This is a genomic window from Streptomyces sp. NBC_01335 (genome assembly GCF_035953295.1).
GTDB lineage: Bacteria > Actinomycetota > Actinomycetes > Streptomycetales > Streptomycetaceae > Streptomyces.
Genome location: NZ_CP108370.1, coordinates 4,795,333 through 4,820,553 on the forward strand (window position 1 = coordinate 4,795,333; position 25,221 = coordinate 4,820,553).

Below are 25,221 nucleotides of genomic sequence, written 5' to 3' on the forward strand. Positions count from 1 at the left end.
GTGGCCGGGCGTCAGTCGGTGAGAGCCGGGAAGTCGGGCCCGATGGTCAGGGTGATGCCCGCGGAGGCGTCCGGTGCGGCGGGGGTCGGTGTGAGACCTGGCAGCCGACCTGCGAGGGCCTTGGCCTGTTCCGCCTTGTCCGGGGTGTAGGCGAGGGTGGTCCTCCCGGCGTGGGCGGGGGCGTTGCCGGTGCCGGCGATCTGGAAGCCGAGGGCGCGGAGCCCTTCGGCGACCTCCGCGGCCTTGCCCCGGGTGCCGGTGCCGTTGAGGACGGTGACGCTGACCGTGCCGGCCGGCGCGGGGAGTTCGCCGGCAGCCTGTTTGAGGGCGGCCGGAGTTGTCTCACGGTCCTCGTTCAGGGCCTTGAACAGGTTCAGGGCCGCCGGCTGTTGCCAGGTCACGTTCGCCTTGTCCGTCGGTATGTCGCGCTCGCGGGGGTAGTTGGGGACGGTCAGGAAGGATATGCGATCGGTGGCCATGCCCTTGAGGCTGCCGGCAAGGCTGTAGAGCGGCTTGATGCCGGCGAAGTCCTGGTCGGCGGTCAGCGACTTGGTGGCGGAGTCGAGGAAGCCGTACAGCGCGGTGGGGTTGTACAGCTTGGACTTGGCGCGGGCCGCCAGTGACTGCATGAACTCCTGCTGCCTGCCGATGCGGCCGATGTCCGAGCCGTCGCCGATGCCGTAGCGGGCGCGCACGTAACCGAGGGCCTTGTCGTCCCGGACGAGCTGGCAGCCGGCTTTCAGGTCGAGGTGGGCCTTGGTGTCGTGGATGTCCTCCTTCGGGCAGACTTCCACGCCTCCGAGGGCGTTGACCATTCCGGTGAAACCGTGGAAGTCGGCGATCAGGAAGTGGTCCACGCGCACGTGGGTGTTGGCTTCGACGGTCTTGATGGTGCAGGCCGCGGCCTTGACCTCGTCGCCGGTGGACCCGCCGATGGCGTACGCCTCGTTGATCTTGAACGGGTGGGGCTTGGTGGTGGAGCCGTCGCCCCGCGCGCAGGACGGGATGCGCACCCAGGAGTCACGGGGGAAGGAGACGACGGAGGCCCACTTCCCGTCCCCTCCGGTGTGCAGCAGCATCAGAGTGTCGGACTGCATGGTGGTGAGGTTCTTGCCGTAGGCGTCGCCGAGTCCCTTCCTGCTGTCCGAGCCGATGACGAGGATGTTCTGGCCCCCGGCCGCGGCCTCGGGCCGGTCGCCGCCGAGTGAGTCGTCCAGGTCGGCGCCCTTGATGTTGCCGCTGAGGTGGGAGTACGCCCAGCCGCCGGTGCCCGCCGCGCCCAGGACGAGGATGGACGCGGCTGTCGCGATCCACCGTCCCGTACGGCGGCCCGTACGCCGTCGGCGCCGCCCTCCGGAGGAGGCGGGCGTGCCGTCCGCCCTGCGTTGTCCTGACACGACATGCTCCTTCGCTTTCGCGCGGTGGTCCCGTGCGGATGGTCCGGTCCCTGAAGGCTGTCCCGTCGGACGAGGACGGGGCGAGGCGGCCGCGTACGAAGAGGGGTCCGCCGAGTGCGAAGACGACTCGGGATCACGGAACGTTCCACCTCACCGCGCCGTGCGGGTGCGCTCTCCGCCACCGGCGGGTCGACAGGTCGCGCTTGTCCGGTTACGCCCCACGAAGGGTCGCTGACCCTGGGTGGTCGGGCGATCCCGCAACGTGATATCCGTGGGTTCGCATCCTCGCTCCTCGGAAGGAACTCGCGTGCGCAAGACCGCTGCCGCCGCGCTCGTCGCGCTCGGGCTGTGGGCGACGGCCGCCGCCCCGGCCCCAGTTGCCGTATCCGCCGCACCCGCCGCAGCCGCTCCGGTGGAGACCGTGTTCATCGGCGACTCCTCCACCGGCAACTTCGGCATCGCCCCCACGCGCGGCCCCGCCGGGTGCGTGCGGTCCGCCGAGAACTACCCGGTCAAGGTCGTCGAGAGGCTCGCCCCGGCCGGTGTACGGCTCGACGTGCGGGCGGACGTGTCCTGCGGTGGCGCCAGGATCCGCGACGTGTGGGAGGCGCAGAGCTTCCCGCCGTCCGGTGGGGAGCGGGCTGGTGGGGAGCGGGCCGGTGGGGAGCGGATCGCCCCGCAGGAGGCGGCGCTCGGTCCGGATACCGGGCTGGTGGTGGGCAGCCTCGGCGGCAACACGGCCGGGGTCGCGAGCATCCTCAAGCAGTGCTCACCACGGCTGCGCGGCGCCGAGGGGTCGATGATGCCCGCCGAACCGGTCGACGCGGCCTCGCCCGCCTCGGAGTGCGCCGCGTACTTCCAGGGGGAGGGCGCGCGGTGGCTCGCAGGGCGCATGGCCGCCGTCCGTCAGGATCTGGGCCGGATGTTCGACCAGGTGAAGGCCCGGTCCCCGAACGCCCGTGTGGTGCTGGTCGGTTACCCCCGGCTCGTACCCGCCGACACCAGCCGGTGCCTGGCGGAGGTTCCGGGCGGCTCGGAGAAGCCGTTCGCGGACATCGGGCAGGACGCCCTGACGTTCCTGGACGCCGGTGTGCAGCGGCCCCTCGGCGACCTCATGCGGGAGGCGGCCGAAGAGGCGGGGGCGACCTACGTCGACCTCTACGCCCGGACCGGCACCACGACCGGCTGCGACGGGGCCCGGCGCGGTGTCGGCGCCCTGCTGGAGGGCTCCGAGGTGAGCTACGGGGGCCACCGGCTCCCCTGGTACGTCCACCCGAACCGCACCGGCCGCGACCTCCAGGCGGCAGCGGTCGCCGAGGCGATCGAGGGGCTGCTCGGCGCGTAGCGCCACGCCTCCCCGGCCCGCCCCCTCAGCCCGACGTCAGCCGGGTCGGCTGGATGCCGGTGAGGAGGGTGTTCAGGGCCCGGTCGATGTCCGCGCCGAGGAACCAGTCGCCGGTGTGGTCGACGCTGTAGACCCGCCCCTCGGTGTCCATCGCGAGGACCGCCTGCCCCTCGCTCTCCTGGCCCAGGGGGCTGATCTCGGTCTCCAGGGCCCGGCCGAGGTCGCCCAGGGTGCGGGCGAGGTGGAGGCCGCCGAGCGGGTCGATGCGCACGGAGGCGGGGGCGATCTGCCGGCCGGGTCCGGGGGCCGGGATGTGCAGGTTGCCGAACTCCGCCCACGCCTCGACCACCGCCGGGAACACCGCGTGCTCGTGTCCCGCCGGCGAGGTGTGGGCGCGCAGCGCGTCGGCCCACTCCTCGGCCTGCCGGATGATCCAGCGGCCGGGCTCCCAGCCCGCCGCGCGCAGGGCCTTCTCGACGGCGGGGGTGAAGCGGGTGCTGTGGTCCCGGATCGGGTCGTGCCGGCTCAGGTCGTGCTGCCCCGGAATCCGCCGGCCGGGATCGTGCTGGCTCACGTTCTGCATGGGGACGCCGTCAGCCCTTCTCGGCCGAGGTGGCCGCGCCGTTGGCGGTGAGGTCGACGGGGCGTACGCCGAAGTGGGCGAGCATCACCGAGCAGGAGCGGCAGGGCGCCGCGTAACTTCCGTGCCGGGGGTCGCCGTCCTCGCGGATGTGGCGGGCGGTGAGGCGGCCGTGCTTGAGCGCGCGCCGGGCTTCGCCGCTGGTGAGGGGTTTGCGCTGGGCGCGTTTGGAGCGGGTTCCCTCCGCTGCGGTGAGCTGCCGGGAGAGGAGTATCGCCTCGGGGCAGCGACCGGTGAAACGTTCGCGCTGGCTGGTGGGGAGGGTGTCCAGGAAGTCCTGGACGAGGTGGTGCAGGACGGGTGGCTGGTCCCCCTTGCCCGCGGTGCAGGTGAGCGTCTCCCCGCGTACGGACAGCGCGGCGGCCACGGCCGGCAGGATGCCGTCGCGTCGGTGGAGCAGCCGGGGGACGCGGTTGGAGTCGGTGGTGCTCCAGCTGAGGCGCGGGTCCCCGGAAGTGACTGTATGTACGTCGTGCATGGCGTCGAATTCCTCCCGTGCAATCCCCCGAGTTGCGGGGGACAGCCTGCCAAATGTGTCGGACGGTGGGGAAGCTGGGGCGGTATTGGGGACAGCGTGTCGCTCAAAGCCGCCCAACCGTCGCTCTTCCGTCACCTGGATGTGACGGTCGGTGACGGCCGGGAAAGGGGCGGCCCTGGCTGTTGCGCCACCGCATAGGCTGTGCGGAACACCGGACGCAGCAGGGGGCAACCGCCATGACGACAGGTCGGCTCGGGCAGCAAGCCGCGCCACCGAACGCGGCCTACGCCGGGCAGGTCGTGCACTTCCCGGACCCGGTCCGGGCGTCGCGCCACCCGAGGGGGGTGCGGATCGACGCGAACGGTCACCCGGACTTCTCCCCGTACGCGCGCGCGGCGGCGGAGATCGCCGATCCGCCGGAGGGTTTCGGCATCGACGAACTCCGGCTCACCGACTACGTGTCGGCGAACGCGGCGCTGGCGGCGGCCGGTCACGAGCTGTGGGACACGATCCCCTCCGTCGCGACCCCGCACGGCTGGACCTGGCACCACGTGTCGGGCACCCGCCGGATGGAGCTCGTACCGGTCGACGTGAAGCCGCTGCTGCGCCACCACGCCGGTCTGACGACGACCCCGGTGGACCACGAGCGGCGTGGCACGCGGCCGTTGCAGGGCACCCGGCCCGCGCACTTCCGGCTGCCGAAGGGTGCCGTCGCGGTGTCCGAACAGCAGATCCAGGGCGCCGAGGAGGACTTGGGGTACCGGCTGCCGGGCGCGTACCGCTCGTTCCTCAAGGCGGCGGGCGGCTCCGCCCCGGTCGGTACCGCGCTCGACCCCGAACTGGGGCTCCTGGTGGACCAGCCGTTCTTCACGGTGCGCGAGGAGGCGGCGGTCAACGACCTCGTCTACGTCAACAAGTGCCTGCGGGACCACTTCACCAAGGACTTCCTGGGGATCGCGTTCGTCCAGGGCGGTCTGCTGGCGGTGAAGGTGAAGGGGAGCGGCATCGGCTCGGTCTGGTTCTGCGCGTACGACGACGCGCGCGACCGGAACGACCTGACGGTCCAGGAGCGGTCCGAGCGGCTGCTGCTGCCGTGCGGCGCCGACTTCGACGCGTTCCTCCAGCGCCTGGCGGGCAGCCCGCAGGAGCTGGAGACGGTGGCGAACCTGATGGTGGACGGCGGCTTCGCGCGTGCCGTCCCGGTGGAGGGCTGAGCGCGATGGTGACGTTCGCACAGGCGCAGGAGCGGGCCGACGAGTGGGTCAACGGTGACGTGCCCGCCTACCAGCACCGGGAGGTGCGGGTCCGCGAGTTCGATCTGGGCTTCGTGGTGTGGGCGGAGGACCGCCCGGAGGGCCCCGTCTCGGACGGCGGCCGGCAGCGGCTGGTCATCGCCCGCGACAGCGGCGAGGCCACCCTGTGGCCGGGCCTGCCGGTGGGCGAGGTGATACGGCGTTACGAGGAGGAGTACGGCTCCCCGCAGGACGCCGCGCCCGCCCCCCGGGCGCCCGCGCGCATCGACCTGAACCAGACCTCCTTCCTGCTGACGCCGCCGGAGTGGCTCCAGGAAGCGGCCGACAAGCTGGGCATTCCGGACGGCAGGCGTGAGCAGCCGTCCGACGCGGCTGCCGGTGGGGCCGGCGGTTCCGATGGTGCTGGTGGTTCCGGCGGTACAGGTGAGGTCGGTGGTGGCGTCGTCGTGAGCGATGCCGTGCCGTCCGTACCCTCCGCCCGGCCCGCCCCGCAGGAGCCCGAGGACCACGAGCCGACCGCCTCGGACGGGGTGCCCGCGACCGGTTCCCCGGCCGCCGCGCCCGTACCGGACGGCGCCACGCCGTGGGCCGGTACGGACACCAACCGCGGCTCGGACGACGCGGCGGTCCCGCTGCCCGCCACCGTGTTCGCCCCGCCGCTCTCGGGCGCCGACGACGAGGGCGCGCCCGCGCCGAACGTTCCGGCCGACGCCCCGACCACGCTGATGACGGGCGGCACGCCGCCGCCGAAGCGGGGGCCGGGCACCCCTCCCGACGCCGAGGACATCGCGGACGCGGCGACCAGCAAGGCCGTGGCCCCGCCGCGCGCCCCGCGCCCCAGTACGGTGCCCCCGCCGCCGAGCGCCCCGGGCATTCCGGGCGTTCGTCCCGTCGCGCCCCCGCCGGTCTCGGGCCCGGGTGCGCCCGGGGTGCCCGCCGCCGGTTACGTACCGACGCAGCTGGCTCCCGCGGTCGGCGGACCGGGTATGCCGCAGCCGCCGGCACCGCCCGGTCCTTTGACGCCTTCCGGTCCGCCCGGTCCTCCGACGCCTCCCGGTCCGCCCGCGCAGCCCGGTGTTCCGGCACCGCCCGGTCCGCCCGGTCCGCCCGCCCCGCCGGGTCCGCGCGGTGACGTGCACCATGCCGAGACGGTGTTCGCCGCGCCGCCGGTCGGTCCTCCGGTCGGCGGCATGCCCGGCGTCCCGGTGGGGCCTCCCGGCCCGCCGCCCCCCGTCGCGGGGGTGCCGGGGCCCGGGGTCGTACCCCCGCCGCCGCCCGCCTACGGCTACCCGCAACAGCCCGCCCAGCCGCCGACCGTGGGACCCGGCTACCAGGCGGTGCTGCGGTACCGCGCGCCCGACGGCAGTGAGCAGCAGCTCATCCGGCGTTCGGCGCCGGGCACTCCGCACCCGGAGTGGCAGATGCTCTACGAGCTGCGGGGCATGAACGTGCCGCCCCAGCAGGTCATCGAGCTCCACACCGAGCTGGAGTCCTGCGAGCTGCCCGGCGGCTACTGCGCGCGGATGATCCGCGAGATGTGGCCGCAGGTACGGATCACCAGCGTCGCCCCGTACGGCACCGACCACGCGAGCCGTCAGCAGGGCATGCGGCACCTCCTCACCCACCAGGGCGAGCTGCACCAGGTGGCGGACGGCCCGGCGCGGCCCGCCCCGGTGCGTGCGCCGCTGCCGCCCGTACAGCCCGCGCCGCCGGTCGGGCCGGAAGGGGTGGCGGAGGAGCTGCTCCAGGCGTTCGGTCCGCAGGGCGTGCTCCGCTTCGACGAGCGGGCCGTGTCCCGGCAGGGTGTGCCGGAGACGGTGGGCCGGACCCTGGTCTGGGCGGGGCTGCCCGCCGATTTCGGGCCGTTCTTCTGGGCCCAGCCCGGCCAGCCGGTCGTGCCGACCCTCGCCGAGCTGGCCGCGCAGCGCCAGGTGCGGCCCGCGCCGGACGCGGGGGCGTACCTGGTGATGGGTACGGACTTCGGCCGGGCGATCTGCGTCCAGTACGGCACGGCGAACATCGTCGCCGTGCCCGTGGAGGCCGGTCCGGGCGGGCAGTCGGTGCTGCCGCAGTTCGTGAACACGGGGCTCCCCGAGTTCGTCCGGTGCATGGCCCTGCTCGGGCGGATGTGGCGGCTGCGGTACGGGCTGAACCCGGAGCAGGCCGGCCGCTGGACCGTCGACTTCCAGGCGGCCCTGGCGGCGCTGGACCCGGCGGCGCTGGCCTCGCCGGAGAGCTGGTGGTCGGTGCTGCTGGAACAGATGTGGGATGGCCTGATCTGATCGCACGATCCACCGCCTGATCCGGCGGTGTGATCCGACGCCTGAGCCGATGGCTCGATCCGATGGCTCGATCAGGTGCCCTGCCGGCGCCGAGGCGCCCGCCCTCTCGAACTCTCCGTTCGAAGGGGCGGGCGCTTTCGCGTGTCCGGCCCGGTGCGGCCGGGTATTCCTTGGGGGTGTTTGCGGTGGGCGTTCGCGGACGCCGCCGGGCTGTGACGCCGGTCGCTTCCGTCCGGAAAGCGGCTGATCGATTCCGACTTCCGGCTCAATTGCCGCATCCTTGACCTCAGGATCGATGGCGGCGTGCGGAAGAGAGGGCTTCAGGGATGAGTGCTGCACCGGTGTCCGGACATGGCTTCGTGGGGGGACGAGGACGTGGCTACCGCCCGGAGCAGGTGGATCGTTTCGTCGCCGCACTCTCGGCGGAGCGGGACGCGGCCCTGGACGAGCTCTCCCGGCTGACCGCCCGCGCGGAGGAGCTGGCGGCCGAGTCGGCCCGGCTGACCGAGCAGGTCGCGGGCCTCGCCCCGCAGACGTACCAGGAGCTGAGCGAGCGCGCCCGGTCCATCCTCGCCCTCACCGAGGAGGAGGCGACCGAGTCCGGCGCGGCCGCCCAGGAGGCCGCACAGGCGGTACGGGACGCGGCCGAGGCCGCCGGGCGCGAGGCGCGGGACGCCGCCCGCGCGTACGCCGGGAAGGTGCGGGCCCAGGCCGGGGAGGACGCCGAACGCGTCCTCGCCGAGGCCCGCCGGGCGGCGGCGGACCTCCTCGCGCAGGCGGGCGATGACGCCGCGCGGATCCGTGCGGAGGGTGAGGAGCTGATGGCCCAGACCCGGGCCCGTACGTCCAGCGTCCTCACGCACCAGGAGCAGGAGCACGCCGAGCGCCACAAGGCCGCAGAGGCCGAACTGCTCGCACATGAAACACAATTGACGGAGCGTCACGACGGATTGATGGCCCGCGCGGACGCCGTCCTCGCGGCGGCGCGGCGCGGGCGCACGGAGGCCGAGGAGGCCGCGCGGCACGGCCAGGAGGACGCGGAGGCCCGCGCCGCCGAACTCTTCTCGGAGGCCCGCGTGCGCGAGGAGCGGGTGGTCCGCGAGACCGAACGCATACTGCGTGAACACGAGGTGAGCCGCGACGAGTTGCACGCCCGCATGACGCACGTACGCAATTCGCTCGCCGCGCTCACGGGGCGGGTGACGGCTCCGCCGCCGGAGGGATGAGGGGAAGGCGGGTCCGGCGGGCGGCCCCCGTGGGGCAGGGCGTCCGAAGGGCCCGGGTCATAGGATGGTCGTCGTGACCGACGAGACTCAGCAGCAGACAGCGCCCACCTCCGAACTGCCGACCCAGTACACGCCGGCCGAGGTAGAGGGGCCGCTGTACGAGCGCTGGGTGGAACGCGGGTACTTCGAGGTCGACGCGAAGAGCGAGAAGCCGCCGTACACGATCGTCATCCCGCCGCCGAACGTCACTGGATCGCTCCACCTGGGCCACGCCTTCGAGCACACGCTGATCGACGCCCTCACCCGCCGCAAGCGGATGCAGGGGTACGAGTCGCTGTGGCAGCCCGGCATGGACCACGCCGGCATCGCCACCCAGAACGTCGTCGAGCGCGAGCTCGCCAAGGAGGGCAAGTCCCGCCACGACCTGGGACGCGAAGCCTTCGTCGAGCGCGTCTGGGAGTGGAAGGCCGAGTCCGGCGGCCAGATCGCCGGCCAGATGCGACGCCTCGGTGCGGGCCTGGCCTGGAGCCGGGACCGCTTCACCATGGACGAGGGCCTGTCCCGGGCCGTCCAGACCGTCTTCAAGAAGATGTTCGACGACGGCCTGATCTACCGCGCCGAGCGCATCATCAACTGGTGCCCGCGCTGTCTGACGGCCATCTCCGACATCGAGGTCGACTACCAGGACGACGACGGTGAGCTCGTCTCCATGGAGTACGGCGAGGGGGACGACACCATCGTCGTCGCCACGACCCGTGCCGAGACGATGCTCGGCGACACCGCCGTCGCCGTCCACCCCGACGACGAGCGCTACGCCCACCTGATCGGCAAGCGGATCAAGCTGCCGTTGACCGACCGCACGATCCCGGTGGTCGCCGACACCCACGTCGACCCGGAGTTCGGCACCGGAGCCGTCAAGGTCACGCCCGCCCACGACCCGAACGACTTCGCCATCGGCCAGCGCCACGACCTCGACTCGATCGAGGTCCTGGACGAACGCGGCATCATCACGGCGCACGGCCCGTTCGAGGGACTCGACCGCTTCGAGGCCCGCTCGGCCATCGTCGCCGCCCTGCGGGCCGAGGGCCGGATCGTCGCGGAGAAGCGCCCGTACGTCCACTCCGTCGGCCACTGCTCGCGCTGCAAGACGACGCTGGAGCCCCGGCTGTCCCTCCAGTGGTGGGTGAAGGTCGAGACGCTCGCCGAGGCCGCCGGCGACGCGGTCCGCGACGGCCGCGTCGACATCCACCCCGCAGAACTCTCGCAGCGGTACTTCGACTGGGTCGACAACCTCAACGACTGGTGCATCTCACGGCAGTTGTGGTGGGGGCACCGGATTCCCGTCTGGCACGGCCCGAACGGCGAGACCGTCTGCGTCGGCCCCGACGAGCAGCCGCCGACGGGTGAGGGCTGGACGCAGGACACCGACGTTCTCGACACGTGGTTCTCGTCCGGACTGTGGCCGTTCTCCACGATGGGCTGGCCGGAGCGGACGCCCGACCTGGAGAAGTTCTACCCGAACTCCGTCCTGGTCACCGGCTACGACCTGATGTTCTTCTGGGTCGCGCGGATGATGATGTTCGGCCTGTACGCGATGGACGGCGAGGTCCCCTTCCGCACCATCGCGTTCCACGGCATGGTCCGCGACGAGTTCGGCAAGAAGATGTCGAAGTCGTTCGGGAACACGGTCAATCCGCTGGACTGGATGGACAAGTACGGCTCCGACGCGCTGCGTTTCACGCTCGCGCGGGGCGCCAACCCCGGTACGGACGTGCCGATCGGTGAGGACTGGGTCCAGGCGTCCCGCAACTTCGCCAACAAGATCTGGAACGCGACCCGGTTCGCGTTGATGAACGGCGCGACGGTCGAGGGTGAACTCCCCCCGGCGGAACAGCTGTCGGCCACCGACCGCTGGATCCTGTCCCGGCTGAACACGGTCGTGGCCGAGGCGGACGCCTACTACGACGACTACCAGTTCGCGAAACTCGCCGACTTCCTCTACCACTTCGCGTGGGACGAGGTCTTCGACTGGTACGTCGAGCTGTCCAAGACGACGTTCTTCGCGGGCGGCGACGCGGCCAAGGCCTCGGCGCGCGTGCTGGGCGAGGTCCTGGACGTGACGCTCCGGCTGCTGCACCCCATCGTCCCGTTCGTGACGGACACCCTGTGGACCACGCTCACCGGGCGCGAGTCCGTCGTGATCGCCGACTGGCCGGCGGACAGCGGATTCCGCGACGCCGGCGCCGAGGCGGAGATCGAGAGCCTCCAGCGGGTCATCACCGAGGTCCGCCGCTTCCGCTCGGACCAGGGCCTCCAGCCCGGCCAGAAGGTCCCGGCCCGCCTGGACCTGTCGGGCACGCGGCTCGCCGCCCACGAGGCCGCCATCCGCCAGCTCCTGCGCCTGCAGCCGGAAGGCGACGGCTTCAACGCCACCGCGACGCTCCCGGTCGCCGGTGCCACGGTCGCGCTCGACCTGTCCGGCACGATCGACGTCGCGGCCGAGCACAAGCGGCTGACGAAGGACCTCGCGGGGGCCGAGAAGGAGAAGGCCCAGGCGCTCGGGAAGCTCGGCAACGAGGCGTTCATCGCGAAGGCCCCGGACAACGTGGTCGAGAAGATCCGTACCCGCCTGGCGAAGGCCGAGGAGGACATCGTCCGGCTGCGGAACCAGATCGGCAACCTGCCGCCGGCGCAGTAGGCGTAGGCGTATTCGTTGTCGGAGTCGGCAGGTGGGGGAGCCCCGGACGCGTACCGTCCGGGGCTCCCCCATGCGCCGGGCCGCGTGCTGGGATCACGCGGTGGTGCCACGCGCCGGGCTCATGGGTCGCCTCATGCCGCGTGCCTCATGCCTCATGCCGCGTGCCCGCGCGCTCTGAGCCGAGCCGAACGGCACGTACGTGCCCCCCGGTTCGCGAACTCGCCGCCTGCCGTTGCGTTCTGATCACTTCCGCAGGCCCGGGGCCATCGTTGATGATGTCCGGGTGACCACCAACCGCGTCAGCGTTCTGATCTCGATCCTCGGCGTTCCTGTCAGCGTGATGCTGCTCTACGTCTCTGTTCAGGATTACCGCGCCGGGGCGTCGTCCTTCTGGATCTGGAGCAGCGCCGTGGTCCTCCTCGGCGCCCTGTACGCGCTCGTGAAGGACGTACGGCAGCTCCGCACCGGGCCGACCGCCTGACGGGCGGCTCACTCCGCGGGGCCACGACCGGCGCGAGCGTCACTCCCGACCTCGGACCGATCCGCCCGCAACCCCGGCCTCTCCTGTCTCCCCGGCCTCTCCTGCGCCCCCGGCCTCTTCCTCCTCCTGCCTCGCCTGCCTCTCCGCAGAACCAACCACCAGGGTCCAACATCCCTTTCCAGTACAGCTGTTGAGCTGCTCGGTCACGGGGAGCCCGTGGGGCCGTGAGCTCCTTCCCGGGGCGGCCGTGCCGGGTACGGTCCGTCCCGTCCCTGCGGTCCGCCTGAGTACGCCGACGTGCGTGCGGGTGCGGGCCTGACACCTACGACCTGGTCATCCCGCCACCTCGACGGCAGCCCCCTGCTGAGGCCGGGTCCGTACGCCCCAGCGGGCGAGCGGGGGCCCGGCAGCGCCCAGCGCCGCGAAGAACAACGCCAGCAGCAGCCAGCCCGTCGTGCCGAGGCCGAGCACCACCGTGGTGAGGATCGCGGGGGCGAGAGCCTGGCCGGCGCTGAAGCCGAGGCCGAAGAGACCCTGGTACTGGCCCTGGGCATGGTCGGGGGCGAGACCGAAGCCCAGGGCGAAGGCCGCCGAGGACTCCCAGACCTCCCCCAGGCTGTGGACGAAGATCGCCGCCAGGACCAGTCCCGCCGCCACCCAGACCGGGGTGAAGGCGGCCAGCGCCATCATCGGGCAGCTGACGAGGAAGAACAGCCCCGCCGTGCGGAACGCCCTGCCGCCGTCGTGCGGGGTTTCGATACGGGAGCCGATCCTGGTCTGCATCAGCACGCAGAAGGCGGCGTTGACGGCGAACAGTGCCGCCACCGTCCAGCGCGGCGCTTCGGTGTGTTCGGAGATCCAGATCGGCAGGAGCAGGGAGACCACCGGGTACTGCAGTCCCATGGCCCCGTAGAGGACGGTGAACGTCAGGAAGGGGCGGTCCGCGAAAGCGAGCCGGCGGCGTTGCTGCGGCGGTGCCGCCAGCACCGGATAACGGGGCAGGAAGAGCAGGAGCGCCGCGCACAGGGCGAAGCTCGCCGCGTTGCCGAGGATCAGCGCGACGTACGCGCCACGGGAGTCGGCTGCCAGCGCCAGGCCCGCACCCACCGTTCCGAGAATGACGCCCAGGTTGACGAAGGTGCGCAGCTTGGCCCGGAACAGGGCCGGGCGATCGCCCCCGACCCGGACCACCAGAGCGCCCCAGGCAGCCCCGCCCGCCGCCGCGGCGATCTGGTCGACCGTCGCGATGACCGTGAGCGCGGCCCAGCTCTCGACGAGGACGAGCGCTGCCATCGACATCGCCTGGACCGCGAGGGCCGACATCATGATGGTGCGCGCCCCGCGCCGGTCGGCGAGATGCCCACCGGGTATCCCCGCGCACAGACCGATCACTCCGGCGATGGTGAGCGCGGCGCCGACCCGCGCTGCCGGCAGGCCCACGACCTGGGTGAAGTAGAGCGCCGACGCCGCGTTGAACAGACCGTTGCCGACCCGGTTGGTGAAACTGGCGGCGATCAGGACGCGCTCCGGCCTGCTGCTCCCCGCCATGCGACGTATGCGGCCCATGCGTTTCGTCGGAGCACTCTTGATCATGGGCGGAGGCTAGCAGCGGTCGCGGAACCCGCAGGAGTGGCACCGACACCGTGTGCCCACCTTGCGACACGGGCCCCGGCCATGACGCGACGGCCCGGGCGTCGATCAGGCGGCGACCCCCAGCTCCGTACGGGCGCGGTGCGCGAACGCCCGGACGGCGGGTTCGCGGCGCCACGGGGTCAGGGCCGCGCTGAACTCGCCTACGTAGTCCAGGGCGCGGGCGGACCGGACGCGGGCGAGGACGTCGACGGACCGGTTGCCGAGGGCGAGGCCCTGGTCGAGGTCGCGGGCCTGGAGGTGGGCGGTCGCCACGATGGCCAGGCGCATCCCGACGGAGCGGGTGAACGCGCCGGACGGCATGGCGGCGGCCCGCTGGTTCCACGCGAGGGCGGCCTTCGGGTTCCGCAGGTCGCGGAAGATCTCGGTGGCGTCGGCCGAGAGCCGCGCGTGGTGGTAGAAGTCGATCCAGGCCGGCTCGTCGCCGCTGTCCGTCTTCGCCCGTTCGAGGAGTCGCTCGGAGGCGGCCAGCGCGAGGGAGGCGGTCCGGGCGTCGTGCTCGCGGGCGTGGGCGCGAGCCTCGATGAGTTTGGTGAACGCCAGTACGCGCGGGGCGGCTTGACCCTTGGCTCGTTCGTAGGCGCCCTGCGCCATGTCGACGGCCTCGCCCGCGAACCCCCGCAGCAGCGACTGCATCGCCATCGTGGTCAGCACGTAGCAGCCCAGCTGCACGTCTCCGCCGGCCCGGGCCAGCCGGAGCGCCTGGATGAAGTGCCTCTGTGCGACGCCGTGTTCGCCGACGTCGAAGGCGGTCCAGCCGGCCAGCCGGGAGAGTTCGGCGGTGACGGAGAAGAGTTCACGGCCCACGTCGTCACTGAAGGCGCCCCGCAGTATCGGAGCCGCCCGTTCCCGGAGGCAGGCGGTGACCGAGTCTGCCTTCCAACTCCCGCCGCCGTACCTGGAGTCCCAGCGCCGGGCGTCCTCGGCGGCCTCGCGCAACTCCGCCAGGTCCGCCCTGCCGACCTGGCGACCGCCCCGGTGCCCGGAGGTGTCGTCGGCCGGGGTGACCAGCCAGCGGGTGACCGGGGTGGTGAACGCGGACACGGCGAAGCCGGAGGCGCCCGTGGTGAGGAAGTCGCGGCGGTTCACGGAGCTCCAGAACGAAGTGGCGGCGCGTACGGCGTCATCGGGGTCCCTCGGGAAGTCCAGCCCCACGCCCGCGTCCGGTGTCCGCGCGTCGCCCATACCGATCTCGGCGAGGCCGACGGGCCGCCCGAGCCGCTCGCCGATCGCCTGGGCGAGGAGCTCGGGGACCGGCCACTTCGGCGTCATCCCGCGCCGGCACCAGTTCGCCACCGAGGTGTGGGAGTACTCCGTCGTCGTCCCCGCCTCCTGGGCGAGCTGGTTGATCCGGTGGGCCAGCGACTTGTGGCTCGCCCCGCACGCCTCGACGAGCCGGGCCAGCTCCGCGTTGGGCGGGCGGCTCCGGCGGACCCTCGATGTCACTGCGTCCTCCTGAGTCGGTCTGCCTCCGGAGCGTGGTGCACACGAGGGCGGTACGGGCCCGGGCGCCGCTGCCGTAGGCGACTGCCGTGATGCGCGGCAACGGCCGGGTCGGGGTGCCCGGGCCACCGAGGGTAGGGCCTCCGGGCTCGCGCCGGGCGGTGCGCGCGAGTTGTGAGCCCCCGTGCGAGCCCTCCACCCCTCGCACGGCAGCCGCTGTGATGGGAGGCCCCGGCCCCGGCCGCGTGCCGTACGAGCCGTACGAGCCGTACGAGCCGTTCCGTACGAGCTGCACATGAGCCACGGCGTGCGGCGGACCCACCGAAAGGACACCCTGCTCATGAAGATGACCGTCGTCGGATGCGGCTACCTCGGCGCCACCCACGCCGCGTGCATGGCCGAACTCGGCCACGAGGTGCTGGGACTCGACTCCGACCCGGACAGGATCGCGCTCCTGGCCACCGGCAAGGCCCCTTTCTACGAGCGCGATCTCGACGGGCTGCTCGCCGAACACACCGCGAGCGGACGGCTGAAGTTCACCACCTCGGTCGAGGAGGCCGCCGCCTTCGCCGACCTGTACTTCGTCGGGGTCGGTACCCCGCAGCAGCCGGGCAGCGGCAGTTACGACCTCTCCCAGCTCTTCGGCGCCGTCCGCACGCTCGCCCCGCACCTCACCGCCCCGGCGGTGATCGCCGTCAAGTCGACCGTCCCGGTCGGTACGGCCCCGCAGCTCGCCGAGCTCGTCCGGGCCACCGCCCCGGCCGGCGACCTCGTCGAGATCGCCTGGAACCCCGAGTTCCTCCGGGAGTCCAGCGCGATCGAGGACACCCTCCGCCCCGACCGGCTCGTCCTCGGCTTCGACACCCCCGGCACCCGGGCAGAGACCGTCCTGCGGCAGGCTTACGCCCCGGTCATCGCGTCGGGGACACCGATGATCGTCACCGACTGGGCCACCGCCGAACTCGCCAAGGGGGCCGCCAACTCGTTCCTCGCCGCCAAGATCTCCTTCATCAACGCGATGGCGGAGGTCTGCGAGAAGTCCGGCGCGAACGTCTCCGGACTCGCCGACATCCTCGGCCACGACGTCCGGATCGGGCGGCGCGGCATGCAGCCCGGCATCGGGTTCGGCGGCGGCTGCCTGCCCAAGGACCTCGGCGGCTTCATCGCCCGCGCCGAAGCGCTCGGCGCCGGGGAGGCGGTCGGCATGCTCCGTGAGGCCGAGTCGGTCAACGCCCGCCGCCGCCGACGCGTCGTGGACCTGGCCCGCGAGGAACTCGGTACCGACCTGCGGGGCAAGCGGATCACCGTCTGGGGCGCCGCCTTCAAAGCCGGGACCGACGACATCCGTGACTCGCCCGCCCTGGCCGTCGCCGGGGCCCTGCACGCCCTCGGCGCGCGGGTCACCGTCACCGACCCCCAGGCCCTCGACAACGCCCGCAAACTCCACCCCGAACTCGACTACGCCGAGGACCCGGCCGCCGCGGTCGACGGCGCCGACCTCCTCCTCCACCTCACCGAGTGGCCCGCCTTCGCCCACCTCGACCCCGGGCCGCTGGCCGCACGCGCCAGGACGCCGAAGGCCGTCGACGCCCGCGGCACCCTCGACACCGGCCGGTGGCGCGCGGCCGGCTGGACCGTCCGGGCCCCGGGCCGCCCCTGATCCGGTACGGCCGCTGCCTCCGGCGCGCGCACCCGACTTGATCGGGCACAGGATGTCGGGTCCGGTGTGATGGGCTCCGCCTAGCGTCGTGAGCGTCAAGAGGAGGGACACCGGACATGCTGGAGCGGCTGAACCAGGCCTTGGAGCACGTCGAGCTCCGTCTCGACCAGCCGATCGAGGTGGAGGAACTGGCCCGTATCGCGGCCACGTCGGAGTACCACCTGCGCCGGATGTTCTCCGCCCTGGCGGGGATGCCGCTGTCGGAGTACGTCCGGCGCCGCCGGCTCACCGTCGCGGGCGCGGAGGTGCTCGCGGGGCGGGAAACGCTGCTGGAGATCGCGGTGCGGTACGGCTACGGCTCCGGCGAGGCGTTCGCGCGGGCGTTCCGGGCCATGCACGGCATCGGCCCGGGCGAGGCCCGGCGTACCGGCGCCGCGCTCAACTCCCAGTCCCGGATGTCCTTCCGCCTCACCGTCGAAGGAAGCAGCAGCATGCGCTACCGCGTCGTGGCCAGACCGGCCTTCACCGTCGTCGGGTTCAAGGCCCGGGTGCCCCTGGTCCACCTGGGGCCGAACCAGGCGATCATCGACTTCGTGCGCGGGATCGACCCGCGCGCACTGGAGCACCTGGGGAAGCTCTCCGACCAGGAGCCGGAAGGCATCGTCGCGGTCTGCGACGACCTCGACCCCAGCCGCGCCGAGGGCACCGAACTCGACTACTACCAGGGTGTGATCACCTCCGCGACCGCCCCGGAGGGCACGACCACCCCCGAGGGCGCGACCGTCCTCGCCGTCCCGTCCGGCACCTGGGCGGTCTTCACCGCCTCCGGCCCGGCACCGCAGGCCATCCAGGAGCTCTGGCGGGACGTGTACACCGAGTGGTTCCCGTCGAACCCGTACCGCGGCCGCCCCGGACCCGAGATCCTCCGCACCCGGATGTCCCCGGACCACTCCGAGGCCGAGGCCGAACTCTGGCTCCCGGTGGAGGGCGAGCGGGGCTGAATGCGGCTGAGCGGAGGGGCGGTGCCTCTCGGGGGCGTCACGCGCGAGGAGTTCGGCCGGCATGCGGTCGTCCCGGATGGCCGACCATGGTCGGCCATCCGGACGCGACCACTCCTGTTTCGCTCTTTGCCATAGCCGGCTTTCAGGTTCGTCCAACACGTCGTTCACCCGAATGGTCTAGTGAGGATCGAGTTGGGACGTGACGACCTCAGGAGTACGAGCCATGGCAACGGATGCCCACGACGAACCGGTTCCGCCACCAGCGATACGCGGGCAACGTGTCCTCGATCTCCTGGACAAGGCGATCGACGCGCAGAGCCCGCTGGTGCGCAAGAACATCGCCCGGGCCCGCCAGCGGAACCCGGACGCGACGCCGGAGCAGGTGATCCGCAGTCTGGAGCGGATGTACGTCAGCGCCCTGACCGGGACGGGCGCCGCAGTCGGGGGAGCCGCAGCCGCGCCCGGCGTCGGCACGGGCGTCTCCCTCGCACTGTCGGCGGGTGAGGCGCTCTCCTCGCTTGAGATGAGCGCTCTCTTCGCGCTCTCGATCGCCGAAGTCCACGGAGTGCCCATCGACGAGCTCGAACGCCGTCGGACGATCGTGCTGGGAATCATGCTCGGCGGAAGCGGCACCACCACCATCACCAAGGTCGCCGAGCGTACGGGGCAGCACTGGGGGCGCCAGGTCGTCGCCAAGGTGCCCGTCGAGACGTTGCGTCAGATCAACAAGATTCTCGGGAAGAACTTCATCACGAAGTACGGGACCAAGCAGGGAATCATCGTCCTCGGCCGGGTGGCACCGTTCGGCATCGGCGCCGTGATCGGTGGCGGCGCCAACGCGGGCCTCGCCGCTCTGGCCGTGCGGGCCGGGCGTCGTGCCTTCGGCCCGCCCCCGTCCTCGTGGCCCTCGCCGACAGGCAGTCCACAGTCCGCCCCCGGCGACATGCTGGGCTGAGCCCACCCACAACCGGCGGTCCGGGCAGCCGGGGTGCCGAGGCGTCCCGGTGTATCGCGGGCATATCGAAATCCGCATACGCCGCCGCAACAGCCGGTCGCGTTCCCTGGGAGCATGACCCGTCCCGCGCCCCTTTCCGCCCCGCCCGCCGAACCGCCGGCAGCCCCGCCCACCACCCAGCCCCGGCGCGGCACCGGCGGGATCGTGCTCCTGTGCGTGGCGCTCGGGGCGGGCTGTTCGGCGCTGGTCGAGACCGCGCAGTACGTCCTGCGGCTGGACCGGGTGTCCTCCGTGGACGACGTCCTGGTCAACACCGTCGGAGCCGTACTGGCCGGGCTGGCATCGCGCCGCTGGTGGCGTACCGGTCGTACCCGCCGTACCGGTCGTGCCGGCAACTCCTGACCGGGGGGCGGTACTCAGTCGGCCGGCAGCCCCGTGCGGTCGTTGCGGAGCGGTGCGGAGGCCAGACCCGCGAGCCCCGCGCCGATCAGCAGGACGGCCCCGGTGACGAGTACGGGCCCGGCGCCCGCGAGGTCCACCCCGGTGCCGAACACGTTGTTCATGAGGAGCAGGGCCAGGCTCTGTACGAGGACGAGAACCGCCTGCACGCGGGAGAGGTGGCTCTCCGGCGCCGACGCCAGGACCAGCGGCCCGATGTGGGCGGAGAACAGGCCGTTACCGGCCCCGATGACCAGGCCGGCCAACACCGCCACCGGTGCGCCGGGCGCGAGGGCCAGCACCAGCACCCCCGTACCGGCCAGCACGAGCGCGCCCGCCGACAGCAGACCCGGCCGTCCCAGCGGACCGCGCTTCACCACCGCCAGGGTGATCGCCACCATGCCCACGCCCTGCGCACCGATCACCAGCCCCGCGCCCGACGCCCCCCACTCCCGTTCCCGCGCGAGCAGGGGAAGCAGCAGCGACAGCACGGGCAGCAGGAACCCGGCCGCGAACCCGGTGAGGCAGAGCGCCGGGCGCAGTATGGGATGGACGAAGGCGACCCGTATCCCGTCCATGGCTTCCTTGAGGATGTTGCCGGAGGGCTCCGGGGCTCGCACCGGAGCCTCGCGACGGGGGCGGACGGCCAGCAGGACGACCAGGGTGAGGGCGAACGTACCGGCGTCGACCAGGGCCGCACCGGCCAGCCCGGCGAGCCCGACGAGTGCGCCGCCCAGCGGGCCGCCGCCCATGGCGATGACCTGGCCGCCGACCTGGCGCAGCGACAGCGCCCTCGGCAGCTGCTCCTCGTCCACGAGCCGACGTGGCATGGACCCCGAGGCCGGCAGGTAGAAGGCGTCGACGACACCGATCGCGACGCCCGTCGCCATCAACAGCCACGGCGGAGTGCCCAGATGGAAGGCGACGGCCGCCAGCACGAGGGTGAAGGCGAGCATGGCCGCGTCGCCCGTGATCAGCACCCGGCGCGCGCTGACCCGGTCGCCGACCGCGCCCCCGACGAGGAGGAACAGGACCCGGGGGAGGGTGATCGCGCTGAGCGCGAGGCCCGCGACCCCGCCACCGTGCGCGCCGGCGGCCCAGCCGAGCGCGAAGTAGAGGACCGAGTTGCCCACGAGCGAGGTCAGGATGCCGCCGAGCCACCACAGGTAGGAGCGGGGGAGCGGCGGGCGGTGCCCCGTACGCGGAGCCTCCTTGCCGTCCCGTGGGCGCGGCGCAGCGCCGTCCCGGGCACGCCGATCGCCCTCCCCTGCGGGCGCGGCATCGCCGACGGACGCGGAGGACTCAACCTCGGCCGACATCCGGGCCCCCGATCATCCGTTGCACGACGATGCCGATCACGCGAGCGACCCTCCCACACGGCACTGACAACCGGCCCTGCCAGCGGTTCTGCAACCGGTCCTGGCCCGCTCCTGCCATCCGGTCCTGCCCCCGGTCCCGCACCCGGTCCGACCTGGGCCGCCGTCGGCCGGCGGGGGCCGCCCGGGACGGCGGGGGCTGCCCGGGACGGCGGGAGGGTCCGGCCGGCCGGAACGCAGCAGGAGGTGTCGGGAAGGGGCCGCCCCGGGCCGGTCCCGTTACTGTGACGCCCATGGAACAGCGCATCAGTCTCGTCACCTTGGGCGTCACCGATCTCGCGCGTGCGCGGACCTTCTACGAGGCCCTCGGCTGGGAGGGGCAGACGGTCCAGGACACGGTCTTCTACCAGGCGGGCGGCCTCGCGGTCGTGCTGTGGTCCCGTGCGAAGCTCGCGGCCGACTGCGGCCTCGAAGACCGGGGCCCGGGCGGTTTCGGCGGGATCGCGCTCGCGCAGAACCTCCGGTCGCCCGAGGAGGTCGACGCGCTGCTGGCCACGGCGGAGCGCGCCGGCGCCACCGTCACCCGCCCCGCCGCGACGACGTTCTACGGCGGCTACGCGGGCGTCTTCACCGACCCCGAAGGCCACGCCTGGGAGGTCGCGCACAACCCGGGGTTCACGCTCGCCGAGGACGGCTCGCTCGTCCTCCCCGACTTCGACGACGTCTGACCCGGGCCCCCGGCCCCCGGCACGGCAGCCCTCGGCGCGCGGTTCACCGCCGCGTCGCCGGGGGCGCCCCGGCCAGGATCCACGGCTCGACCTGCTCGTAGCGGCGGCGCTCCTCGGCGGCGGGGCGGCGGCCGAGGACCGTACCGAGCCAGCCCGCGAGGAAGCCGATCGGGATGGAGACGAGACCGGTCGTCGTGTACGGGAACCAGTTCGCGTCCACGTCCGGGAAGACCGCCCCCGGTGTCCCGGAGATCAGGTTGGTGCCCGTCATCAGCACCACCACCCCGGTGGTGCCCACGATCAGGGTGCAGAGCAGCCCGGTGCGGGTGAACCGCCGCCAGAACAGGCTGTAGACGAGCGCCGGAGCCAGCGCCGAGGCACCGACGCAGAACGAGAAGATCGCCAGTGCCTGAACGTTCCAGTGCCGGGCGACGACCGCGAGCACCGTCGCGAGGATACCGACGCCGATCGCCGCGCCCTGGGCGGTCATGATCTCGGTACGGGGCGCGGGAGCCGGCCGGTCCCTGCCGGGCAGACCGTGCGCGAAGAGGTCGTGGGCGAGGGAGTTGGCGCAGGCCAGGGTCATCCCGGCGACCGAGGCGAGCAGCGTCAGGAAGATCGCCGTGGTCATCGTCGTGGCGATCAGCGCCCCGGTGCGGCCACCGCCCGCGACCACGCTGCTCACCTGGAGGATCGCGCTGCTGCCCTGGCTGCCGCCCGCCGAGACCGCGCCGTGGCCGACGAGGGCGGCGGCACCGAACCCGATCACCGTCAGGAACACGCAGACGAGGACCACCGCCGACACCGCCCAGGAGAGCGAACGGCGCACCGCGCGGGCGCTGTTGACGCTGGCCATCCGCATGATGATGTGCGGCAGGCAGGCGGCGCCGAGCACCACGGTCAGCTCCGAGCTGATCATGTCGAGGTCGTCGCCGCCGAACTGCAGCCCCGCCCGCAGATACGCGTCCCCGGCCCCGCTGCGCCGCTGGGCGGCGGCGAGCAGGGCGCCGGTGTCCCAGTGGAAGCGGTCCAGGATCAGTACGGAGATGAGCAGCCCCGCCCCGAGGAGCGTCACGGTCTTCATGATCTGGATCAGGGCGGTGGAGCGCATGCCGCCGATCGCCGCGTAGCTGATCATCACGGCGCCGACGGCTGCGATCGCCCCGGTGCGGAACCCGGAGCTGTCGAACCCGAGGATGAACGCCAGGAGGTTGCCGCTGCCCGCCAGTTGGACCGCCATGAACGGTACGAGGGCGACGAGCGTGACCGTGCAGGCGGTGATGCGCACGGCGCGGCCGGGGGAGCGCCGGGCGAGTACGTCGCCCAGGGTGAACCGGCCCGCGTTGCGCAGGGGTTCGGCCAGCAGGAACATCAGCAGCACGAGCGAGAGGATCGTGCTCAGCACCAGGACCAGCCCGTCGTGCCCGGTGAGCGCGATGATGCCGGTGGTGCTGAGGACGGTGGCGGCGGAGAGGTAGTCCCCGGCGATGGCCAGGCCGTTGCGGAGCGGCGCGAGATTGCCGTACCCCGTGTAGAACTCCTCCAGGTTGTCCCGGCCCGGACCGGCCAGCACGCAGAGCAGCAGCACGATCGTGGCGACGGCGATGAACACCACGAGGGACATCGCCTGTGCGGAGTCGTCGAAACCGGTCATCGGTCCGCTCCCCAACTGCTCGGCCGGACGGGGGAGTCGGTGTGCCGGGCGCGCTGGCGCAGCTCGGCGGCGAGCGGGTCCACGGTGCGGCGGGCGGTGCGCTCGTAGAGCACCAGGGAGAGGACCGCGATGGGCAGTTGGACCAGTGCGAGGAGCAGTCCGATGGTGAGCCCGCCGAAGCCGGCGTCCCGGCCCATCAGCCCGGGGGCGTACGCGGAGAGCAGCAGGAACACCGTGAAGTAGCCGAGCGCGGTGACCGTGGAGACCCGGCGCAGCACCCGGTACGAGGTGCGCAGCTGCCGCAGGTCGCGGTGGCGCCCCGGCGCCTGTGAGCGGGCGCCGGCCGCCAGGGGGATGCGTGCCACCGGGGGCGCCGGTGGCGGGGAGCTCTGCCAGGGGAGCAGGTAGTCCCGCTGGAACGGCGGCGGTGGCGGCGGGAGCTCAAGGGGCTCGCGGGGCTCGTGGTGCGCGTGGGACATGGGCGGTGCTGCTCCTTGCATGAGCCGGTACGAGGGGGACTGCAAGGCACGCGAACGGGACCGGGCCGTGTGGCCCGGTGGTCGCATCGTGGCGACACTGATCGCGGGGAGACAGCAGTTGGCGAAGAATGGCCGAACTGTGGCTGTAAATAGGCCAGTTGGCGACCTTGTGTGGATCGCCTGGTAGTGGATGACGAACGGCCGGGGCGGCGAACGGTCGGGACGGCGAACGGCCGGGGAGACGATCGGCCGGGTCGGAGATGGACCGGGGAAGCGAGCGGCCGAATCGGCGCATGGCCCGGGTCGGAGATAGGCCGGTTCAGCGCTCGGTCGGAACCCCGGCCGGCTCCTCGGCGACCGGGAAGCGCTTCGGGGCCACGACGAGGAGCACCAGCAGCGCCAGGGCCGCGGCGGCCGCCGCCCCCAGGTACACGTGGTCGACCGCCGCGTCCACCGCGCGGCGCAGGGTGTCGGCGGCGCGGGCGGTGAGCGCGCCCGGGTCCTCCAGTGCGTGCGAGACGGAGTCCAGGTCCCCGGGCAACCCCACCGCGGATGCGCCGTCGAGCCGGGAGGCCAGGGTGGCGTTGGCGACGGCGCCGAAGAGGGCGGCGCCCAGCGACTGGCCGAGCTGGCGGCAGAAGAGGACGGAGGCCGTCGTCGTACCGCGCTCGGACCAGCCCACCGTCGACTGGACGCCCACGATCAGCGGGAGCTGGAAGAGCCCGAGCGAGGCGCCGAGCAGCAGCATGATCAGGACCGGCTGCCACACCGCCCCCGGATAGGGGAGCGCCGGGAACGCGAGCAGTGCCAGCAGCGCGCAGCCCATGCCGATCATCGCGGTGGAGCGGAAACCGATGCGCCCGTACACCCGGTTCGACAGGGCCGCCGTCACCGGCCAGCTCAGGGTCATCACGGAGAGCACGAATCCGGCGGGTATCGCCCCGAGGCCGAGCACGGACTGCGCGTAGGTCGGGAGGAACACGGTCGGCGCCACCATCAGCAGCCCCATCGCGCCCAGCGCCAGATTGACCGCCGCGATCGGGCGCCGCCGCCACACCCACCCCGGCACGATCGGGTCGGCGGCCCGCTGTTCCACCAGGACCGTCAGCGCGGCGAGCACGACGCTCGCCCCGAACAGGGTCAGCGACGGGGCCGAGACCCAGTCCCAGGCGACCCCGCCCTGGACGAGGGCGGTCAACAGCAGCGCGGTGGAGGCGAAGATGCCGAGCGCGCCCGCCCAGTCGATCCGGGGCCGTACGGCGGGACGCGGGCGGGACGGCTCGTGGAAGTGGCGCACCACCAGCCAGAGCGCGAGGGCGCCCACCGGCAGGTTCACCAGGAAGATCCAGCGCCAGTCCGCGTAGGTGGCGAGCAGCCCGCCCATCGCGGGCCCCGCCACGGACGAGGTCGCCCAGACCGTGGAGATCCTGGCCTGGATCTTCGGGCGCTCCTTGAGCGGGAAGAGGTCGGCCGCGATGGTCTGCACCGTGCCCTGGAGCGCCCCGCCGCCCAGCCCCTGGACGACCCGGAAGGCGATCAGCGCCGTCATGTTCCACGCCGAGGCGCAGAGCAGCGAACCCACCACGAACAGCACGATTCCGGCCACCAGGACCGGCTTGCGGCCGAAGGTGTCGGAGAGCTTCCCGTACACCGGCAGGGTGACGGTCACCGCCAGCAGGTAGCCGGAGAACAGCCACGAGAACACCGTGAACCCGCCGAGGTCGCCGACGATCTGCGGTACCGCCGTGGAGACGATCGTGCCGTCGACGGCGGCCAGCGCCATGGCCACCATGAGCGCCGCGACAACGGGCCTGGGGACGGGGGGAGTCGGCGGAGCCGACGGTCCGGGGGCGGTGTCGGGACCACGGCCCGCGTCGGTACCGCCGTCCGCGCTGCTGGTGGTGCCCACAGACATTCCTTCCCCCTGCACGTATCTGCCGGTGGCCACTGTCTCATTCCGTACGGTGCGGGGGCAGGGCGCGCACGGGCGCACGGCCCGGAGCGGGCCCGGACGGAACGCCCCGGAGCAGGTTCGGAGCAGGGCGGCGGTGCCCGGCGGTGCCCGGCGGTGCCCGGCGGTGCCCGGCGGTGCCCCGT

At 72.8% G+C, this 25,221-nt stretch carries 19 protein-coding genes and 1 pseudogene; 11 read left to right on the plus strand and 9 right to left on the minus strand.

Features of this window, described 5'->3' with window-relative positions:
* Nucleotides 1-11: 11 nt before the first annotated feature.
* Nucleotides 12-1,397: an LCP family protein gene (locus OG599_RS20720; protein WP_442809484.1), complete on the minus strand. Its 1,386-nt coding sequence runs from the start codon at nucleotides 1,395-1,397 to the stop codon at nucleotides 12-14.
* 307 nt (nucleotides 1,398-1,704) lie between these two features.
* Here OG599_RS20720 and OG599_RS20725 point away from each other — a divergent pair, with 307 nt between their 5' ends.
* A complete protein-coding gene (locus OG599_RS20725; RefSeq protein WP_327177469.1) occupies nucleotides 1,705-2,742 on the plus strand; it encodes an SGNH/GDSL hydrolase family protein in 1,038 nt (345 codons plus the stop codon).
* A gap of 25 nt (nucleotides 2,743-2,767) precedes the next feature.
* Here OG599_RS20725 and OG599_RS20730 read toward each other — a convergent pair whose 3' ends face one another.
* Together OG599_RS20730 and OG599_RS20735 are read right to left on the minus strand one after the other, a co-directional pair.
* Nucleotides 2,768-3,325, minus strand: a complete 558-nt coding sequence (locus OG599_RS20730; RefSeq protein WP_327177470.1) for an SUKH-3 domain-containing protein — start codon at nucleotides 3,323-3,325, stop codon at nucleotides 2,768-2,770.
* 10 nt (nucleotides 3,326-3,335) lie between these two features.
* Nucleotides 3,336-3,860 (minus strand): YwqJ-related putative deaminase, encoded by a 525-nt coding sequence (locus OG599_RS20735; RefSeq protein ID WP_327177471.1) that lies wholly within the window; start codon nucleotides 3,858-3,860, stop codon nucleotides 3,336-3,338.
* A 236-nt stretch (nucleotides 3,861-4,096) separates the two neighbouring features.
* Here OG599_RS20735 and OG599_RS20740 point away from each other — a divergent pair, with 236 nt between their 5' ends.
* From OG599_RS20740 to OG599_RS20760, 5 genes are all read left to right on the plus strand, one after another.
* Entirely contained in the window at nucleotides 4,097-5,074 is a 978-nt protein-coding gene (locus OG599_RS20740; RefSeq protein WP_327177472.1) for an SMI1/KNR4 family protein, read from the plus strand.
* A gap of 5 nt (nucleotides 5,075-5,079) precedes the next feature.
* A complete protein-coding gene (locus OG599_RS20745) occupies nucleotides 5,080-7,395 on the plus strand; it encodes an SUKH-4 family immunity protein (RefSeq protein ID WP_327177473.1) in 2,316 nt (771 codons plus the stop codon).
* A gap of 326 nt (nucleotides 7,396-7,721) precedes the next feature.
* On the plus strand, nucleotides 7,722-8,621 hold the full coding sequence (locus OG599_RS20750) for a cellulose-binding protein (RefSeq protein ID WP_327177474.1): 900 nt from the start codon (nucleotides 7,722-7,724) through the stop codon (nucleotides 8,619-8,621).
* 73 nt (nucleotides 8,622-8,694) lie between these two features.
* Nucleotides 8,695-11,319, plus strand: coding sequence for a valine--tRNA ligase (locus tag OG599_RS20755; RefSeq protein WP_327177475.1), 2,625 nt, complete (start codon nucleotides 8,695-8,697; stop codon nucleotides 11,317-11,319).
* Nucleotides 11,320-11,602: 283 nt separating this feature from the next.
* On the plus strand, nucleotides 11,603-11,800 hold the full coding sequence (locus OG599_RS20760; RefSeq protein WP_327177476.1) for a hypothetical protein: 198 nt from the start codon (nucleotides 11,603-11,605) through the stop codon (nucleotides 11,798-11,800).
* Between the two features lie 333 nt (nucleotides 11,801-12,133).
* On the opposite strand, the gene OG599_RS20765 is transcribed toward OG599_RS20760, so the two are convergent.
* A complete protein-coding gene (locus OG599_RS20765) occupies nucleotides 12,134-13,393 on the minus strand; it encodes an MFS transporter (RefSeq protein ID WP_327177477.1) in 1,260 nt (419 codons plus the stop codon).
* A gap of 105 nt (nucleotides 13,394-13,498) precedes the next feature.
* Nucleotides 13,499-14,896 carry a sporulation protein gene (locus OG599_RS20770; protein WP_327177478.1) on the minus strand — a complete coding sequence of 466 codons (1,398 nt, stop codon included), beginning with the start codon at nucleotides 14,894-14,896 and terminating at the stop codon, nucleotides 13,499-13,501.
* A 337-nt stretch (nucleotides 14,897-15,233) separates the two neighbouring features.
* On the opposite strand from OG599_RS20770, the gene OG599_RS20775 reads away from it, so the two are divergent.
* The 4 genes and pseudogenes from OG599_RS20775 to OG599_RS20790 form a co-directional block, all read left to right on the plus strand.
* The gene (locus tag OG599_RS20775) at nucleotides 15,234-16,553 is read left to right on the plus strand and encodes a UDP-glucose dehydrogenase family protein (protein ID WP_327180117.1); all 1,320 of its coding nucleotides are present in this window, start codon (nucleotides 15,234-15,236) and stop codon (nucleotides 16,551-16,553) included.
* A 116-nt stretch (nucleotides 16,554-16,669) separates the two neighbouring features.
* Nucleotides 16,670-17,554, plus strand: a complete 885-nt coding sequence (locus OG599_RS20780) for an AraC family transcriptional regulator (RefSeq protein ID WP_327177479.1) — start codon at nucleotides 16,670-16,672, stop codon at nucleotides 17,552-17,554.
* 223 nt (nucleotides 17,555-17,777) lie between these two features.
* On the plus strand, nucleotides 17,778-18,509 hold the full coding sequence (locus tag OG599_RS20785; protein WP_327177480.1) for a hypothetical protein: 732 nt from the start codon (nucleotides 17,778-17,780) through the stop codon (nucleotides 18,507-18,509).
* Between the two features lie 216 nt (nucleotides 18,510-18,725).
* Nucleotides 18,726-18,911 (plus strand): annotated as a pseudogene (locus OG599_RS20790) (VanZ family protein); the annotation flags it as partial.
* 14 nt (nucleotides 18,912-18,925) lie between these two features.
* On the opposite strand, the gene OG599_RS20795 reads toward OG599_RS20790, so the two are convergent.
* Nucleotides 18,926-20,266, minus strand: coding sequence for an MFS transporter (locus OG599_RS20795; RefSeq protein WP_327177481.1), 1,341 nt, complete (start codon nucleotides 20,264-20,266; stop codon nucleotides 18,926-18,928).
* Between the two features lie 290 nt (nucleotides 20,267-20,556).
* Between OG599_RS20795 and OG599_RS20800 the strand changes: the two genes are divergently transcribed.
* Nucleotides 20,557-20,991: a VOC family protein gene (locus OG599_RS20800; protein WP_327177482.1), complete on the plus strand. Its 435-nt coding sequence runs from the start codon at nucleotides 20,557-20,559 to the stop codon at nucleotides 20,989-20,991.
* A gap of 43 nt (nucleotides 20,992-21,034) precedes the next feature.
* Here the strand turns inward: OG599_RS20800 and OG599_RS20805 are convergent, their stop codons facing one another.
* The 3 genes from OG599_RS20805 to OG599_RS20815 all read right to left on the minus strand — a co-directional run bounded on the left by OG599_RS20805 (nucleotide 21,035) and on the right by OG599_RS20815 (nucleotide 25,039).
* Entirely contained in the window at nucleotides 21,035-22,645 is a 1,611-nt protein-coding gene (locus tag OG599_RS20805; protein ID WP_327177483.1) for a sodium/solute symporter, read from the minus strand.
* The gene (locus OG599_RS20810; protein WP_327177484.1) at nucleotides 22,642-23,124 is read right to left on the minus strand and encodes a DUF485 domain-containing protein; all 483 of its coding nucleotides are present in this window, start codon (nucleotides 23,122-23,124) and stop codon (nucleotides 22,642-22,644) included. Before OG599_RS20810 ends, OG599_RS20805 begins: the two co-directional genes overlap by 4 nt.
* 319 nt (nucleotides 23,125-23,443) lie before the next feature.
* A complete protein-coding gene (locus OG599_RS20815) occupies nucleotides 23,444-25,039 on the minus strand; it encodes an MFS transporter (RefSeq protein ID WP_442809486.1) in 1,596 nt (531 codons plus the stop codon).
* Nucleotides 25,040-25,221: the final 182 nt, after the last annotated feature.